The sequence below is a fragment of the Polynucleobacter sp. es-GGE-1 genome (assembly GCF_018882005.1).
In the GTDB taxonomy this organism is placed as follows: Bacteria; Pseudomonadota; Gammaproteobacteria; order Burkholderiales; family Burkholderiaceae; genus Polynucleobacter.
The window spans coordinates 66341-83902 of the sequence record NZ_JACVPE010000009.1 but is presented as its reverse complement, the minus strand read 5'-3'; the positions used below and the strand labels follow the sequence as shown (position 1 = coordinate 83902).

The 17562-nt window shown below is 46.2% G+C and carries 15 protein-coding genes and 2 pseudogenes; 7 read left to right on the top strand and 10 right to left on the bottom strand.

Features of this window, described 5'->3' with window-relative positions; genetic code table 11:
* Positions 1-19: 19 nt before the first annotated feature.
* The 3 genes and pseudogenes from prmA to ICN35_RS08150 form a co-directional block, all read left to right on the top strand.
* Positions 20-937 (top strand): annotated as a pseudogene (gene prmA, locus ICN35_RS11405) (50S ribosomal protein L11 methyltransferase); the annotation flags it as partial.
* Positions 929-1567 (top strand): DUF3426 domain-containing protein, encoded by a 639-nt coding sequence (locus tag ICN35_RS11400; RefSeq protein ID WP_255535778.1) that lies wholly within the window; start codon positions 929-931, stop codon positions 1565-1567. The pseudogene prmA and the gene ICN35_RS11400, both read left to right, overlap by 9 nt.
* A gap of 49 nt (positions 1568-1616) precedes the next feature.
* Positions 1617-2576 carry a carbohydrate kinase family protein gene (locus ICN35_RS08150; protein WP_216126342.1) on the top strand — a complete coding sequence of 320 codons (960 nt, stop codon included), beginning with the start codon at positions 1617-1619 and terminating at the stop codon, positions 2574-2576.
* A gap of 205 nt (positions 2577-2781) precedes the next feature.
* On the opposite strand, the gene ICN35_RS08145 is transcribed toward ICN35_RS08150, so the two are convergent.
* From ICN35_RS08145 to ICN35_RS08125, 5 genes are all read right to left on the bottom strand, one after another.
* Positions 2782-3021 (bottom strand): hypothetical protein, encoded by a 240-nt coding sequence (locus ICN35_RS08145; RefSeq protein WP_251370122.1) that lies wholly within the window; start codon positions 3019-3021, stop codon positions 2782-2784.
* A 333-nt stretch (positions 3022-3354) separates the two neighbouring features.
* Positions 3355-4536 (bottom strand): ribonucleotide-diphosphate reductase subunit beta, encoded by a 1182-nt coding sequence (locus tag ICN35_RS08140; RefSeq protein WP_215296230.1) that lies wholly within the window; start codon positions 4534-4536, stop codon positions 3355-3357.
* A gap of 45 nt (positions 4537-4581) precedes the next feature.
* On the bottom strand, positions 4582-7509 hold the full coding sequence (locus ICN35_RS08135) for a ribonucleoside-diphosphate reductase subunit alpha (protein ID WP_370625679.1): 2928 nt from the start codon (positions 7507-7509) through the stop codon (positions 4582-4584).
* Between the two features lie 330 nt (positions 7510-7839).
* Positions 7840-8658 (bottom strand): 1,6-anhydro-N-acetylmuramyl-L-alanine amidase AmpD, encoded by an 819-nt coding sequence (gene ampD / locus ICN35_RS08130; protein WP_255535768.1) that lies wholly within the window; start codon positions 8656-8658, stop codon positions 7840-7842.
* A 3-nt stretch (positions 8659-8661) separates the two neighbouring features.
* The gene (locus tag ICN35_RS08125; protein WP_215297250.1) at positions 8662-9513 is read right to left on the bottom strand and encodes an inner membrane protein YpjD; all 852 of its coding nucleotides are present in this window, start codon (positions 9511-9513) and stop codon (positions 8662-8664) included.
* Between the two features lie 20 nt (positions 9514-9533).
* On the opposite strand from ICN35_RS08125, the gene ffh reads away from it, so the two are divergent.
* Complete coding sequence (gene ffh / locus ICN35_RS08120) at positions 9534-10916, top strand: signal recognition particle protein (protein ID WP_216126334.1); 1383 nt, start codon at positions 9534-9536, stop codon at positions 10914-10916.
* A gap of 8 nt (positions 10917-10924) precedes the next feature.
* Here ffh and ICN35_RS08115 read toward each other — a convergent pair whose 3' ends face one another.
* A complete protein-coding gene (locus ICN35_RS08115) occupies positions 10925-12673 on the bottom strand; it encodes a proline--tRNA ligase (protein WP_216126331.1) in 1749 nt (582 codons plus the stop codon).
* 48 nt (positions 12674-12721) lie between these two features.
* Between ICN35_RS08115 and ICN35_RS08110 the strand changes: the two genes are divergently transcribed.
* Positions 12722-13321: an RNA pyrophosphohydrolase gene (locus ICN35_RS08110; RefSeq protein WP_215296226.1), complete on the top strand. Its 600-nt coding sequence runs from the start codon at positions 12722-12724 to the stop codon at positions 13319-13321.
* Positions 13321-13884 (top strand): CNP1-like family protein, encoded by a 564-nt coding sequence (locus ICN35_RS08105; protein WP_216126328.1) that lies wholly within the window; start codon positions 13321-13323, stop codon positions 13882-13884. The genes ICN35_RS08110 and ICN35_RS08105 overlap by 1 nt, the downstream gene beginning before the upstream one ends.
* A 26-nt stretch (positions 13885-13910) precedes the next feature.
* Here ICN35_RS08105 and proB read toward each other — a convergent pair.
* The 4 genes and pseudogenes from proB to rplU all read right to left on the bottom strand — a co-directional run.
* Positions 13911-14681 (bottom strand): annotated as a pseudogene (gene proB, locus ICN35_RS08100) (glutamate 5-kinase); the annotation flags it as partial.
* 26 nt (positions 14682-14707) lie between these two features.
* Positions 14708-15802 (bottom strand): Obg family GTPase CgtA, encoded by a 1095-nt coding sequence (gene cgtA / locus ICN35_RS08095; protein WP_216126316.1) that lies wholly within the window; start codon positions 15800-15802, stop codon positions 14708-14710.
* An 87-nt stretch (positions 15803-15889) separates the two neighbouring features.
* The gene (rpmA, locus tag ICN35_RS08090; RefSeq protein WP_011902041.1) at positions 15890-16150 is read right to left on the bottom strand and encodes a 50S ribosomal protein L27; all 261 of its coding nucleotides are present in this window, start codon (positions 16148-16150) and stop codon (positions 15890-15892) included.
* A gap of 19 nt (positions 16151-16169) precedes the next feature.
* Positions 16170-16481 (bottom strand): 50S ribosomal protein L21, encoded by a 312-nt coding sequence (gene rplU, locus ICN35_RS08085; protein ID WP_215296220.1) that lies wholly within the window; start codon positions 16479-16481, stop codon positions 16170-16172.
* 76 nt (positions 16482-16557) lie between these two features.
* On the opposite strand from rplU, the gene ICN35_RS08080 reads away from it, so the two are divergent.
* Positions 16558-17562 (top strand): polyprenyl synthetase family protein, encoded by a 1005-nt coding sequence (locus ICN35_RS08080; RefSeq protein ID WP_216126314.1) that lies wholly within the window; start codon positions 16558-16560, stop codon positions 17560-17562.

Genomic DNA, 17562 nt, shown 5'->3' with positions numbered 1-17562 from the left:
AAATTCATGCGAGCACTCCATGTCTTATCGTGAACTGGTATTCACGGTAGCCGCTGAAACTGCCGAGCCCTTAGGCGATGCCTTACTCGAACTAGGAGCACTCTCTGTCACCGTAGAAGATGATGCCGCAGGGGGTGACGATGAGAACCCTCTTTACGGAGAGCCCGGTCTGTCACCCAAAGTCCAAGCATGGGATAGATCTGCCGTTACCGCTCTTTTTAACCCTGAGATTGATCACTCAGACAGAGCAGAATTCATTCCCGAACTGCTCGCCACTCTAAATGAAGCAGGCTTTGCATTAGCCCCGCCCCAAGAAAAAACCGTTAAAGAGCAAGATTGGGTCCGACTGACGCAAAACCAATTTACACCGATCCAAATTGGAAAACGTATCTGGGTTGTACCCTCATGGCATGAAGCTCCAACTGATCCTAACGCAATTTGTTTAGCAGTAGATCCTGGACTTGCCTTCGGAACTGGTAGCCACCCTACAACACACCTGTGCTTACTTTGGCTTGAGGAGTACTCCAATTTAAAGAGCCAGAGTTTGCTTGATTATGGTTGTGGATCTGGGATTTTGGCGATTGCAGCCGCAAAACTGGGTTGCAACCCAGTCGTTGGTACGGACATAGATCCCCAATCCATGATTGCAGCGCGCAGTAATGCAGAAATTAACAATACGGTTATTCGCTTTGTTTTACCAACCGAAGACGCACCAGAGCTAGCGGCAGAAACGAAATACGATATCGTGATGGCCAACATCTTGGCCAATCCCTTGCAAGTGCTTGCCCCTGCTCTAGTCAATAAAATGCGTGCCGGCGGACACATCATTTTGTCTGGCGTACTGGCGCGACAAGCGGATGAGGTAATTGCGACCTATAGTCAATGGCTCAAACTTTCCATTTGGAAGGAAAGTGAAGGCTGGGTATGTTTGCACGGAATCTTCGAGCAAGATAAACAAAGTACTAAATCCATTCCCGATGCTGTAGCCACTCTTGCAGCGCCTAGTCAAAAAAAAAGTCTTAAGCGAATCCTTTTAGCTTGCTTTTTGACTTTGCTCCTCATTTTTGGCGAGCATTTATCCAGGAATTCTCTGCTACCTTTACTAGCACCAAGAGTAGATGGCTCATCAAATTCATTTTCAGTTGGCGCATTTTCGATATTGCAGCAGATTGATGAGAAATTGTGTAGCGCACTGAAGTGCTTTAATCGCCCTGTAAGCGATTTTGCTGCATGGAAAATAACTTCTGCCGCACTAACCCCAGAAAACGCGGGAGAGGGCCTTAAAAACGCCCTAAATCAATCAATATTACAAATTGAAATACAAAATCGACTGGCAATTCCAATTTTGTTGCCAAATTTAGAAATTTCTCTCACTGATGCAGAAGAATCTGAGTTGAAATTAATTCAGTTCAGCCCAAATGAATGGTTACCACTATCTTGGCAAGAATCTCATCCTGATTTTTTGAAAATTGGTGCACCTGCTGGAGAAATGATTCAAGCAGAACTGCCGATTATCCTGCCGCCGACTACTGCTGGGTATCGAGTACGTATTCTTTATCCTGAATAATCTCCTTTTATTCATTTTTTATTACCTTACCCATTACAGAAAGTAATTTATGGCTAGCTTGATCTGCGGCTCTATCGCTTACGACACCATCATGAACTTTGAAGGCAAATTTGCCGATCAAATTCTCCCTGAGCAGATCCACATCTTGAATGTGGCCTTCTTAGTACCAACCATGCGCCGAGAATTTGGTGGTTGTGCAGGCAATATTGCCTACAACCTCAGCCTTTTGGGAGGAGATCCCATCATCATGGCAACTGTTGGTGGCGATGCAGCGCCCTACATGAGCCGCTTAAAGCAACTGAATATTGATGCGAGCCATATTCGCCAAATTGAAAATGCATTTACGGCGCAAGCAATGATCACTACCGATCAAGCCAATAACCAAATTACGGCATTCCATCCAGGCGCGATGGACGAGTCGCACCTTAATCTAGTTTCTGTAGTGGTCACCGAAAGAAGCAAAAACTTCAAAGGGGCAGCTAAATTTGGCATCGTTGCGCCTGATTTTCGCCAAGGAATGTGGGAACACTGCCATCAATTAGCAGAAGCCAATATTCCGTTTGTCTTCGATCCCGGTCAAGGATTGCCAATGTTTAACGGGCCAGAGCTCTTAGAGCTAGTTGATATCGCCAGCTATTTAGCGGTTAACGACTATGAAGGCGAAATGCTTTCGCAGCGAACTGGCTTGAGCTTGTCAAAGGTTGCTGAGCGTGTCAAAGCACTGATCGTGACCAAGGGTGCAGAAGGTGCTGATATTTATACCGAAGGCAAATGTATCTCGATTCCTCCAGTACCGGCAGGAAAAGTAGTCGACCCCACTGGATGCGGCGACGCATTTCGTGGCGGACTCTTGTTTGGTCTTGAGAATGAAATGGATTGGGAAACCACTGGTTGCTTGGCCAGCCTAATGGGTTCAATCAAGATTACCCATCAAGGACCACAAAATCATCAACCCAGTAAAGCAGAGATCGCAGACCAATTTAAAGCAGCGTTTGGCTTTAGCTTTTAACCTTGATTCAAAATAATCAAAGCCTATAGCCAATAAAAAAGGGGTCTCGTGAGAGACCCCTTCTAATAACACCCGTCTGATTAAGGACGTGTGCCAGTTGGGAAGGGCCAAGCAGCAGCAGGATTCAACGCACTAGTCGCTGGTGCAGCTTTCTTAGCCACGGGCTTTTTTACAGCAGAGCCCGCTTTCTTCGCAGCAGGCTTACTTACTTTTTTTTTGCTACGCGCTTTTTTGCAGCTGGACGCTTTTTAGCGGCTGGCTTCTTCTTTGCGGCAGCTTTTTTAGCAGCTGGACGCTTTTTTGCGGCTGGCTTCTTTTTAGCAGCTGGACGCTTTTTAGCGGCTGGCTTCTTTTTAGCTACTTTTTTAGCAGCTGGTTTCTTAGCAGCTACTTTTTTCTTAGCAGCTGGTTTCTTTGCAGCAGGTTTTTTCTTGGCGATTGCCATAGTCATACTCCTTCACGTGAGGATTAATTCAAACTACCGATTAAGAAGACCCGACCACTCATTTCCGCCTGGTTTTGCAACCTTTTGGAATTGACGAGCGAGCCATTCATCGGCGCGCGGCTTGATGCTAAGTGCTGCACGCTAATGAATCCTGGAAAAAAAGCCGTGGCCCCAAGGGACAACGGCTTCTTAAATGTGCTGGAAAAAATGGAGAGGATAGCTCTGGCACCCTTGAGTAAGGGTTTGCGGATTTGAGTCTGTTTCTGCTGACTTCTTAAACTATCCAACCGTCTAATCTCCTATTTAGCCAGTTATGCGCTTACTTACTGCCAACTACTCCCAACTCAGCGCACCACCGGTTTGATACTCAATAACGCGTGTCTCAAAAAAGTTTCGTTCTTTTTTCAGATCAATCATTTCTGACATCCATGGAAATGGATTCTCTTCATTTGGGAACATCGCGTCAAGTCCTATTTGCAAACATCTGCGATTACAAATGTATCTTAGGTACCCTTTGAACATCGGAGCGTTCAATCCGAGCACCCCACGAGGCATCGTATCTTCGGCATAACGGTACTCTAATTCGACTGCTTTTTCAAAGATGGATTTGATCTCATCTTTGAACGCAGAAGTCCATAACTGCGGGTTCTCCAGCTTGATTTGGTTAATCAAATCAATACCAAAATTGCAGTGCATAGACTCATCACGAAGGATGTATTGATACTGCTCAGCAGCACCCGTCATTTTGTTTTGACGACCCATTGCAAGTATTTGCGTAAAACCAACATAAAAGAACAAACCTTCCATTACGCAAGCAAAAACAATGAGTGAACGGAGTAACTTTTGATCGTTTTCTAATGTGCCAGTCTTAAAATTTGGATCAGTTAAGACATCAATAAACGGAATTAAGAACTCATCTTTAGCGCGAATCGAGTCAATCTCGTGATACGCGTTGAAGATTTCGGACTGATCTAAACCTAAAGATTCCACAATATATTGGTATGCATGGGTATGAATTGCTTCTTCAAAAGCCTGGCGCAATAAGTATTGGCGGCATTCTGGAGCAGTAATGTGGCGATAGGTACCCAAAACAATATTATTAGCCGCTAAAGAATCGGCAGTTGTAAAGAAACCCAGATTGCGCTTAATAATGCGACGCTCATCTTCTGTAAGGCCATTCGGATCTTTCCAGAGCGCGATATCGCGGTTCATGTTGATCTCTTGTGGCATCCAGTGATTTGCACAACCAGCCAAATATTTCTCCCAAGCCCATTTGTACTTAAATGGCACCAGCTGATTAACGTCAGTCTTAGCATTAATCACACGCTTATCAGCAGCATTAACACGCAAGGCTGCACCACCAGCCAATGAGACGGCTGGTGCAGGCGTACTTACCTGAGGCGCTGCCATTGCTACTTGATCAGGCTGTGGGCGTTGTGGCTCCACTGCAACCGGCTGCGGTGCAAGACCAGCTTTCGCTAGTGCTGGAGCAACTTCCTCTTCCCAATTCAACATAACTTTCTCCTAAATTCTTCTATTCCTGACCAATCAGCAAATGGCTTATTGGCATGCTTCACATTCTTCAAAGCCAGCATCGCCTGGGCGCATTGTGCAAACTGGGCCATCAGCCTCTACTGCACCAGTTGCATTTGCAGCAGCTGTCGCATCAGTTCCATTTACGCCACCACCACTCGATACTGAGTTCAATTGACCACTAGCCACGGTTGATTTCTCGACGTGGGTTGCGGCCATCGTGCGGAGGTAATAAGTGGTCTTTAGACCACGCAACCAAGCCAGCTTATAGGTATCGTCCAATTTCTTACCAGATGCACCGCCCATGTAGATATTCAATGACTGAGCCTGGTCAATCCATTTTTGACGACGGGAAGCCGCCTCAACCAACCAACTTGGCTCGACTTCAAAGGCGGTCGCATACAGATCACGCAAATCTTGTGGAATACGATCGATCTTCGATAAAGTGCCATCAAAGTACTTCAAGTCGGCAATCATCACTTCATCCCAAAGACCGCGATCCTTCAAATCCCGCACCAAGTACTCGTTTACCACCGTAAACTCACCAGATAAGTTGGACTTCACAAACAAGTTCTGGAAGGTTGGCTCGATACAAGCAGAAACACCAATGATGTTGGAGATCGTTGCCGTAGGCGCAATAGCCACGCAATTGGAGTTACGCATACCGTGTTGTTTGATACGGGCACGCAAACCGCTCCAATCCATAGTGGATGAGTTATCCACTTCTACATAACCACCGCGCTCAGCTGCCAATAAGGCCACTGAATCTTGTGGGAGGATGCCACGATCCCATAAAGAGCCTTTATAGGTGCTATAAACACCGCGCTCTTCAGCCAACTCACAAGAAGCTTGATAAGCGTAGTAGCACACTGCTTCCATAGAGGAATCAGCAAACTTCACTGCTGCATCGCTAGCGTAAGGAATACGTTGCATATGCAAGCAATCCTGGAAACCCATAATGCCCATGCCAACCGGACGGTGCTTCAGATTGGAATTACGCGCCTTAGCAACCGCGTAGTAGTTAATATCGATCACGTTATCGAGCATGCGCATTGCAGTGCGCACAGTTTTCTGGAGCTTCTCGTGATCTAAGACCAATTTACCGCTTGCATCGGTAGTCATGTGCGCAGTTAAGTTCACAGAACCCAAGTTACAAACTGCAATCTCATCCTCATTGGTATTGAGAGTAATTTCAGTACACAGGTTAGATGAGTGAACCACGCCAATATGTTGCTGTGGGCTACGGATATTGCAAGGATCTTTGAAAGTGATCCATGGGTGACCAGTTTCAAACAACATACCAAGCATCTTGCGCCACAATTGTTGCGCTGGAATTCTGCGGAATGGCTTTAACTCACCACGATCTGCTTTTTGCTCATAGGCAACATAAGCCTCTTCAAACGCCTTGCCAAACTTATCATGCAAATCTGGAGTATTAGAAGGTGAGAACAAAGTCCAGTCACCGTTTTCCATGACACGCTTCATAAACAAGTCAGGAATCCAGTTAGAAGTATTCATGTCGTGGGTACGACGACGGTCATCACCAGTGTTCTTACGCAATTCTAAGAACTCTTCAATATCCAAGTGCCATGTTTCTAAGTAGGCGCAAACTGCACCTTTACGCTTACCGCCTTGGTTCACAGCAACTGCAGTGTCATTCACCACTTTGAGGAATGGCACAACGCCTTGCGATTTACCGTTAGTACCTTTGATATGGCTTCCTAAGGCGCGGACGTTAGTCCAATCATTACCCAAGCCACCAGCAAACTTAGATAACAAGGCATTTTCTTTCAACGCTTCGTAGATGCCATCAAGATCATCTTCAACAGTTGTCAAATAGCAGCTAGAGAGCTGTGGACGAGTTGTTGCTGAATTAAACAAAGTTGGTGTGCTGGACATGAAATCAAAAGTAGAGAGGATTTCATAGAACTCAATTGCACGACGCTCGCGATCCAACTCATTCATTGCCAAGCCCATTGCAACACGCATAAAGAAAGCCTGTGGCATTTCAATACGACGATCTTCAATGTGCAAGAAATAGCGGTCATACAAAGTCTGGAGACCAAGGTAGTTGAACTGCAAATCACGGCTCGCGTTCAATGCAGTAGCCAATTTTGGCAAATCAAAATCACGCATGCGTGGGTCTAACAATTCTGCAGAGATACCTTCATTGATGTACTTAGCAAAGTAGGTGCTGTATTCGGCTTGGGTATCGCCTTGCAATACTTCCTTACCAAAAATTTCCTTACGGATCACGTGCATCAGGATGCGTGCAGTTACCTGACTATATGCAGGATCTTTTTCGATCAAGGTACGTGAAGCCAAAATAGCGGAGTCATAAACTTGCGCCATCGGCACGCCATCGTACAAGTTCTTAATAGTTTCAGTAATGATTGGGCTTGCATCAATGTGATTACCCAGGCCTTCACATGCAGCTTCAATCACCGTGCGCAAAGCTGCCATGTCGAGATACTTCTCAACGCCGTTATCAGTCACCTTGATACCGGACTCACCAGCTTGATGAGCCGCTTGCGTTTCTTGATTGATTTCTTGTTGAGCAGCACGCTCTTGATTGCGCTTCTCGCGATAAAGAACATAGGCACGGGCAACGTTGTGCTCACCACTACGCATCAAAGCCAATTCAACTTGGTCTTGAATATCTTCAATGTGGAAAGTACCGCCATTAGGACGGCTACGCAATAGAGCGCGCACTACGGCATGAGTTAATTGCTCAACTTGCTCGCGCACGCGTGCTGATGCCGCACCCTGACCACCATTAACCGCCAAAAATGCCTTAGTTACCGCAATCGCAATCTTAGATGGCTCAAAAGCTACCACTGAGCCATTACGGCGAATAATTTTGTAGTCAGACAACTGGGTAGCTTGGGCTCCACCAACACCGCCAGCTACAAAGCTAGCAGAAGGGGTCTGATTAATCGCCCCCACAGGACTCATTCCTGGGTTATTTGCTCCAGGTGTTTGACCTGCCGTCGGTGGATTTGCGTATGTCATGTTATTCCTACGTCTCTATATAGTTATTTGGACAAAATATCGTTAAAAAACAATGGCGTATTGCTGGATTCAAACACTACATCTAGTGTCTCGAAGGGCATTGGGTACTAAGTATAGGGAAATATTTACCCTTTGGTAAGCTTTTTCTAACAAAAATTCATAAGTATTTTTACTAAGGAATCTAATGATCTTGGGGGCAATTTGGTGCATGATTTTTAGCCCTTTTAGGCAAAGGCTAAAAAAGTAAGCGTACGCTTACATACTTAAAACAGACTAGCGAGAAGCAATCCCATAAGGAAGGTTTTTGGTAGAGACACCTGTCTCATTTTGGAACTTTTTCCAATCAAAAAAGATTCCAGGATCGGTTTTTCTATCGGGCGCGATATCGCTGTGTCCTGCAAATTGAAGATGGGGATAACTTACTTCTAATTTTTTTATTAGGCTTGCCAAAGTTTTGTACTGAACTTCTTCAAAGGGCGTATCCCCATCGCCCTCCAACTCAATGCCAATAGAAAAGCTATTGCACTTTTCCCTACCCAAAAATGAGGAGACCCCAGCATGCCAAGCCTTGTTTTGGGTTGAAACAAACTGAATCAACTCACCAGAGCGGGTAATCAGAAAGTGACTAGACACTTTTTGCTCGGCAATTTCCGCAAAATAAGGATGCGCATTTGGATCAAGCTTATTTTGGAAAAAATCAACGATGTAAGAGCTACAGTCTTGGGATTTAAATTGTCCCGGCGGCAAACTAATGTGATGCATGACCACAAGATCTGGTTGGGTGCTGTCTGGTCTCATATCTTGATGCGGTGAAGTACGCCATTGAGCAGAACCAATCCACCCTTCTACATCCAGTGAATTAAGATGCTCATGAGAGCAATAAAAACGTTGCTCATGAGCGATTGCTTCAGATTTTGGAAGGTGTACTTTACAATGCTGACAAGGCACCATGATCTCGGGCTCAAAGGTCTTGTGAGCTTTATCTGGCTTAGGGTTCGCTGCAGCTGCCTGATTTGCCTTGATTTGCTTTTTACCCTTTATCCAGAGATAAAAAAGATATGCGCCAGCAAATAAAAGAAGCCACTTAAACAAGGATCATGCTCGCTGAAGAATCACTTCCAATACAAAACGGCTACCAACATAAGCGAGTAATAGGGCAACATAGGCACTCAAGACCAAACGAATTGCGAGTCTACCTCTGAGCCCAACTCTCCAGCGGGCAATAATTAATCCAGCAAATAGAAGCCAAGACACTACGGCAAAAATTGTTTTGTGGTCCCAAACAAAGGGTTTACCAAACAATGCTTGAGAAAATAACAGACCCGAAAATACAGTGAGCGTCAGCAGACCAAAACCAACATACAACAGGTTAAATAAGAGACTTTCAATAGTCATCAAAGGTGGTAGATCATCCAGCCAAAAAGCCACGCGGCTATTGGGCAGAATCCCAAGCTGTTGATGTAAGGCGCGGTCATAGGCACTCATTAACATTGCTTGCATTGCCGCCAAACTTAATAAGCCCACAGAAACAGTTGCCACAATAAAGTGCGCCTTAAACCAAGGATCTGAAACAGCCTCTGGAGAAATCAAGGTACCTGGGAAAAAGAGTGGCAGCAAGGAACAAAATAAAGCAAATAAAACCGACATCCAGAGCAAACTGGCGATTGGTAAAAACCAAGATTGGAACCAATAAAATGCCAAGCCAACCCAGGCAGTCAGGGATAAATCTTGGGCAAAGCCAAATACAAAGCCTTCTGGCGTGAAAACGGATTCATGAATCTGAATACCATGCACTACCAACAATGCAAATATCAGCGCTCTTACCAGTAAAGATGACTGGGAGGATTGGCTCTCTCTTTTTTTGGACCTTAAGCCCAAAAAGATCAACAGAATCAAATAGCACAGGGGGATAAGGGCGTCGAGACTTAAGTAATCTAAAATGTTCATCATCAAAGTCTAATCGATAAATGCTACAAAACCTTACCGACCGCCTATCTCGCGTTGTTAAAACCATGCGGGGTCAGGCCCGCCTAACGGAAGAAAACACTGCAGAAATGCTACGGGAGATCCGTTTGGCCTTATTAGAAGCCGACGTAGCCCTCCCCGTTGTCAAATCTCTCCTGGAACAAATTAAATTTAAAGCCCTTGGTGAGGAAGTGGTTGGGAGCCTCAGCCCTGGTCAGGCGCTCGTTGGCGTAGTTCAGCGCGAGCTGGCCCAAGTCATGAGGGGCGATGTTCAGCAAAGTGGTGAACTCAATTTAGCCACTCAACCGCCCGCCGTGATTCTGATGGCAGGCTTACAGGGTGCTGGTAAGACTACCTCCGTCGGTAAGCTAGCCAAATGGCTCCAAGAAAAAAAGAAGAAGAAAGTTCTCACCGTTTCTTGCGACGTATACCGCCCTGCTGCTATCGAACAGTTAGAAACGGTTACCAAACAAGTTGGCGCAGAATTTTTCCCCAGCAATATCAATCAAAAACCAAATGACATTGCAACTGCTGCACTCGACTGGGCACGCCGTCATTATTTTGACGTAGTCATTGTTGATACGGCAGGACGCCTGGGCATTGATGAGGCACTCATGCAAGAAATCAAAACTTTGCATGCGAGCTTACATCCGATCGAGACCTTATTTGTGGTGGATGCCATGCTTGGTCAAGATGCCGTCAATACTGCTAAAGCATTCCATGAAGCGCTCCCACTTACCGGCGTCATCCTCACTAAGTTAGATGGTGACTCACGCGGCGGTGCAGCCCTCTCTGTTCGTCAGGTGACTGGTGTGCCACTCAAATTTATTGGGGTGGCAGAAAAGATGGATGGCCTTGAAGCCTTTGATGCTGAGCGGATGGCTAACCGCATCCTTGGTATGGGCGACATCCTAGCCTTGGTTGAACAAGCCCAGCAACACGTGGATGTTGCTAAAGCAGAAAAATTAGCTAGCAAGATTTCTAAGGGCGGTTTTGATCTTGAGGATTTTCGCGATCAACTTCTGCAAATGCAAAAGATGGGTGGTATGGCTAGCTTGATGGATAAACTCCCAAGCCAAGTAGCTCAAGCGGCAACCAAAACCAATCTGAGTAATGCCGATAAACAAACCAAGCGGATGCGCGGAATCATCGACAGTATGACTCCGCGTGAGCGCAGTAAACCTGAGTTACTCAAAGCGAGTCGCAAACGGCGTATTGCTGCAGGTGCTGGCGTAGAGGTGCAAGAAGTAAACCGTCTACTTACTCAGTTTGAGCAAATGCAAACCATGATGAAGCAATTCAAAGGCGGGAAGATGGCGCGCACCATGGCAACGATGGCCGCTAAAGGCGCCGCCAAGGGTATTGGCGATCTCTTCAAAAAATAAATCGCTAACTAAAGTGAATTAACTGAACTCTTTGACGCTTGAACCGCAGTAATTACTTTCTCTTTGATTTGCGCTAGCGGGATATTTTGTGATTCCGCATCAGTACGCCCTTTGAATTCCACTTGAGAATCTGCCAAGCCACGATCACCAATAACAACGCGGAATGGCGCGCCAATCAATTCCCAGTCAGCAAACATTGCACCCGGACGCTCATTACGATCATCCAAAATCACATCGATCCCAGCCGTCAGTAATTCATCATGCAACTGATCGCATGCTACTTTTACTTGTTCAGATTTCTCGTAACCCATTGGGCAAATCACGACTTCAAATGGCGCCATCGAGATCGGCCAAATAATGCCGCGCTCATCGTGACCTTGTTCAATTGCAGCGCCTAGCAATCGAGTAACACCGATACCGTAACAACCCATCACCATCGGCTGTGCTTTACCTTGTTGATCCAAGTATGTACAACCCATGGCTTCGGAATAACGAGTGCCCAACTGGAAAATGTGACCGACTTCAATGCCGCGGCAGATATCAACAACACCTTTACCGTCAGGCGAAGGATCGCCAATGACCGCATTACGAATATCTAAGACGAGTGGCTCTGGTAAATCACGGCCCCAGTTCACGCCAGTTAAATGGTGGCCAGCCTCGTTTGCGCCACAGACAAAGTCAGCCATATTGGCAACCGTACGATCTGCGACCACTGTGACATCAGCACTGACGCCAACTGGACCCAAGTAGCCGGCAGGTGCATTACAAGCTTGTTTAATTTCTGCTTCAGTAGCAAAGCGAGATTCGGCCATCCCTGGAATCTTGCTTGCCTTCACTTCATTAAGCTCATGGTCCCCACGCACTAACAACATAAAGAGTTTGGCTGGACCTTTTTCTTGATCAGCAGCAAACAATAAAGTCTTGACGGTCTTTTCTAATGGAAGCTTGAGAAACTGGGCAACATCAGCACACGTACTCTTATTCGGTGTTGGAACCTTATTCAATGTAGTACTTGCAGCAGCACGCTGAGCAATCAATGCAAGGGATTCTGCTGCCTCTAGGTTGGCTGCGTAATCTGAACTCGGGCAATAGACAATAGCATCTTCACCGGTATCGGCAATCACATGAAACTCTTGACTACCGGAGCCACCAATCGCACCGTTATCTGCTGTCACCGCACGGAACTTGAGTCCCATTCGCTTAAAGATACGGGTATAAGCATCAAACATGATTTGATAGGACTTCTTTAAGCCTTCAGCATCTCGATCAAACGAATAAGCGTCTTTCATGCTGAACTCACGACCACGCATGATTCCAAAACGTGGGCGACGCTCATCGCGGAACTTCGTTTGTATTTGATAGAAGTTGACTGGTAACTGCTTGTAACTCTTGATCTCGTTGCGAGCTAAATCGGTAATAACTTCTTCCGAGGTTGGCTGAATTAAGAAATCGCGATCGTGACGATCTTTAATGCGGAGCAACTCAGGCCCCATCTTTTCCCATCGACCAGTCTCTTGCCATAATTCAGCAGGCTGAATCATTGGCATTAGCAATTCAATTGCGCCAGCACGATTCATTTCTTCGCGAACGATATTTTCAACCTTGCGGATCACTTTTAATCCCAGCGGCAAGTAGTTGTAAATACCGGCACTCAGCTTGCGAATTAAACCCGCTCGCACCATGAGCTTATGCGAAACCACCTCAGCGTCAGAGGGGGCTTCTTTTAGCGTGGAGAGAAATGATTGTGATGCTTTCATGTATGGATATAATCAAATCATTGATTTTAAAGGATTTGGGGCACGATCATGCTTGACCGTGAAGGGTATAGGCCCAATGTCGGCATTGTCCTCCTTAACAGCCGTAACGAGGTTTTCTGGGGAAAACGCGTTGGGCAGCATTCGTGGCAGTTCCCGCAGGGCGGAATAGCGCATGGCGAGAGTCCTGAACAGGCAATGTACCGCGAATTGCATGAAGAGGTTGGCTTGCTACCGGAACATGTCCAGATTATTGGACGAACCAGGGACTGGCTTCGTTACGACGTCCCTGAGGAGTATTTACGTCGTCAACATGCCACCCGCGTTCACCGTGCCGCCTACCGTGGTCAAAAACAAATCTGGTTTCTACTTCGTCTAGTTGGCTTAGATAGCGATATTCAATTAAGAGCTACGGAACATCCTGAATTTGATGCTTGGCGCTGGGTTCCATTTTGGATTCAGCTTGATGCTGTTATTGGTTTTAAACGCGAAGTTTATCAACTGGCTTTATCTGAGCTTGCCCGCTATCTTGCTAAAGGGGTCCGCATGCAACAATTAGCCTGGGGAACGCCTTTAGATCTCCTGCAATCTTTTTACTCCAAGGGCGACGAGATTCATCAAGAGTCTACTAAATCGGATAAGCAAAAATAATGAGTTCTTTCTTTCGCACCCTTAGCCAATATGTCTCTTGTATTTGTGCTGCCTTAACTTTACTGGCCTGTGCTGGTGATCCCATGCAAAGCGGTCTTGATCCTTTCGCGCCGATGGTGTTTAAAGAAGGTGCGACCAAAATGCCCCTGAACCCGCCCAATCCATCAACTCTGCTCCCTTTTTACGTGTCACAACACACTATTTTTAAATTTGCGGTCGACACCGACTCGATTTTGATTGGTGCCGATGGCGTAACTCGCTACATTGTTGTGATGACAAATCCCAGCGGTGGTCAACAAGCACAATATGAGGGCATCCGTTGTGATTCATTCCAATGGCGCCTATATGGCAACTTGGAAAATAGTGCTTGGAGAGAAAATCCGCTTTCTAGCTGGAGGGGGATCCAAAACAATGTTCCCAATCGCTACCAAGCGGCTTTAGCGCAAGGTGCATTTTGCAATTTCAACTCGCAAGAAAAGAATATCAAGACTATCCTTCAATCTCTAAATCCCAATGGATTTACAGGTGGCACCAAGCCAACCAACTCATTTGGTATTCAATAAAGTGGCAATGTAGTTTATTTAGGGCTTAGGCAAGTACCAATTTTCTCGCCAGCTAGAAGGCGTGTTAACACCTCTGGCTCACGACCTGAAGCAATCACCGTAGATGCGCCAGTTTGGACTGCAATTTTTGCCGCTAATACTTTAGTCAGCATGCCGCCTTTACTCAGATCACTTGCCGCCCCACCCGCCATTTTTTCTAGGGCAGGATCGCCAGCAATCGCATCGATCAAGAGAGTTGCATCCGGATTTTGACGAGGGTCAGCGGTAAATAAACCACCCTGATCAGTGAGAATCACTAAGAGGTCTGCATGCACTAGGTTTGTCACCAAGGCAGCGAGACTATCGTTATCACCAAATTTAATTTCGTCAGTAACGACGGTGTCATTCTCATTGATGATAGGCACTACGCCTAATTTCAACAAGGTGTCTAGGGTACCTTTTGCATTCGCATTACGTTCAGTATGGGCTAAGTCTGCGTTGGTTAGTAAAACCTGGGCACTACGCAAATTAAAGCGTGCAAAACAGCTCTCATATACCTGCACTAAACCCATTTGACCAACGGCAGCAGCAGCCTGTAATTGATGAATTTCTTGTGGACGCTTAGGCCAACCCAAACGCTGCATACCTTCAGCAATCGCGCCCGAGCTCACCATTAAAACCTCATGACCAGCCTCTAGTAAACCCGCAATTTGTTCTGCCCACATGCCAATAGCAGCATGATCTAAGCCCTCACCATTATTTGTGACTAGGCTAGAGCCAACTTTGACAACGATACGTTTAGTTTGTTTAAGGTTCATAGCAAATGAAGATGCTCAATTAACTTTTAATCTGGTGTTTTATCTTTGTCTTGCGCTTGATCTTGATAGCGTGGGTCTGCTGCGCGCTCCTCAGCATCATCACGATCACGACGTACAGAATCCAAATAATCTTGCAAGGAATAACAAAGTTTGTCGCAACCCAGCCCCGTTAAAGCAGATATCTCAAATACAGGACCTTTCCACTTAAACTTTTTGACAAAGTCAGCAACAACTTTTTGACGATCCTCTTCAGGAATCATATCGACCTTGTTTAAGACCAACCAGCGTGGCTTTTCAACCAAAGCCTCATCGTATTTACGTAATTCATTTACGATCGCCTTGGCATCCGCTACTGGATCTACATTCTCATCAAATGGGGCTAGATCAACTAGGTGCAAGAGAACTCCAGTACGTTGCAAGTGTCGCAAGAAACGATGGCCTAGGCCTGCACCCTCTGCCGCACCCTCAATTAACCCAGGAATATCTGCGATCACAAAGCTCCGCTCATTACCGACACGCACTACACCCAAATTAGGATGAAGCGTTGTAAATGGATAGTCCGCAATTTTTGGGCGCGCATTGGATACGGCGGTAATCAAAGTAGACTTACCAGCATTTGGCATGCCCAACAAACCCACGTCAGCCAATACTTTTAATTCGAGTTTGAGTTTGCGACGTTCACCAGGCTTGCCATTGGTCTTTTGACGTGGCGCTCTATTCGTACTGCTCTTAAAGTGAATATTGCCCCAACCACCAACACCACCTTGTGCCAAACACAAACGCTCACCATGAGTTGTTAAGTCTGCAATCGGCTCACCAGTTTCATAGTCAGAAATAATAGTACCTACTGGCATGCGCAATTCAATATCATCACCTCCACGACCATAGCAGTCAGCGCCTCGGCCTGGCTCACCATTTTTTGCAGTATGTGTTTTAGCGTAGCGGTAATCAATCAAGGTATTGATATTTCGATCAGCCGTTGCCCAAACGCTCCCGCCCTTACCACCATCACCGCCATCGGGTCCGCCAAATTCAATAAACTTTTCGCGGCGCATGGAAGCACTCCCGGCGCCACCCTGGCCAGCTATGACTTCAATACGAGCTTCGTCTATAAATTTCATGAATAAAAAAGGCCTCGCTTAGCGAGGCCTGTTCCTAAGAGTTAAATTCGGAATGAATCTGAATCAAACGAGTCTCAGTCAGGCGCCTTATGAACGAGGCAAAACTGAAACTTGGGCCTTCTTCAAAGCACCCTTAACGCCGAATTCCACTTGACCGTCAATTAAGGCGAACAAAGTGTGATCTTTACCAATACCAACGTTAGCACCTGGATGAACACGTGTGCCACGTTGACGAATAATGATGCTGCCAGCATTAATATGCTCGCCGCCGAATACCTTAACGCCTAAGCGTTTCGATTCCGAGTCGCGACCATTTCGTGTTGAGCCGCCGCCTTTTTTCTGTGCCATATCTTTCTCCTACCCTGAATTAGGCTTTAATCGTATTGATCAAAATTTCAGTGAAATTCTGACGATGGCCTTGGTGCTTTTGATAATGCTTGCGACGGCGCATCTTAAAGATTGTCACTTTATCGTGACGTCCTTGGGAGACGACAGTGGCCATCACAGCTGCACCATTAACCATTGGATCACCTAACTTCAGTGAAGCGCCTTCGCCAACGGCGAGGACTTGGTCAAGAGTGATTTCGCTGCCGATTTCCGCTGGTATCTGTTCTATTTTCAATTTTTCGCCTGCGGCAACTTTATACTGTTTGCCACCGGTTTTTATGACCGCGTACATGGTTTGAAACCTCAATTAATATCTAACATTTAAGCTAATCCACCCTGGATAAGCTAAGCCGATTATTATATCTTGCATGACCAGCACTGTCAAAATCAATGAGTTAAGCCAAATCCTGGCCCCTATTTCCATAGAATTCAAGGACTTAGATGGGGTGATTCGTGAGCGTTTAGCCTCAAAAGTAGCCTTAATTGACCAAATTTCGGCTTATATCATTCAGGCTGGCGGCAAACGCGTGCGGCCTGCGCTCTTGATGTTGGTTGCCAAGGCTCTGAGCAATGGCAAAGTATCTCCTCATACCCAAGAAATGGCTGCTGTAGTTGAATTCATCCATACTGCCACCCTCTTACATGACGATGTAGTCGATGAATCCACGCTGAGAAGGGGTCGTGAGACAGCAAATACCGCTTTTGGCAACGCCGCTAGCGTATTAGTGGGCGATTTTTTATATTCCAGAGCCTTTCAGATGATGGTCAAGCCAAACGATCTGCGGGTGATGCAAATTCTGTCAGACGCAACCAATACGATTGCTGAAGGAGAGGTGCTGCAACTCCTGAATATGAATGACCCTGAAGTTGACGAAGCGAGCTACCTACAAGTCATTCGCTACAAAACTGCCAAATTGTTTGAGGCTTCTACTGAGCTTGGCGCCATTTTGGCAAATGCCACAGACGTTCAACGTGAACAAGCAGCAGCATTTGGTCGTCACATTGGCACTGCATTCCAGTTGATGGATGATCTTTTAGATTACACAGCCAATTCCTCACAGATGGGGAAAAACGCTGGCGATGATTTGCGCGAAGGTAAGCCCACTTTACCGCTCATCTATCTGCTAGAAAATGGCAGCAATGAAGAACGTTTATTGGTCCGCGCAGCGGTGGAGCAAAACCAAGATTTACCTGATGATGTATTTGCACAAATTCTGAACGCAGTGCAAAGTTCTGGTGCGCTTGATTACACCCAAGCCGCAGCAAAGCGTGAAGCGGATTTGGCTTTGGAATGCATTCAGGATTTTCCAGCGAACGAGGCGACATCTGCACTGCAAGCCCTCTGCGAATATTCGCTCTCGCGCCAGACCTAA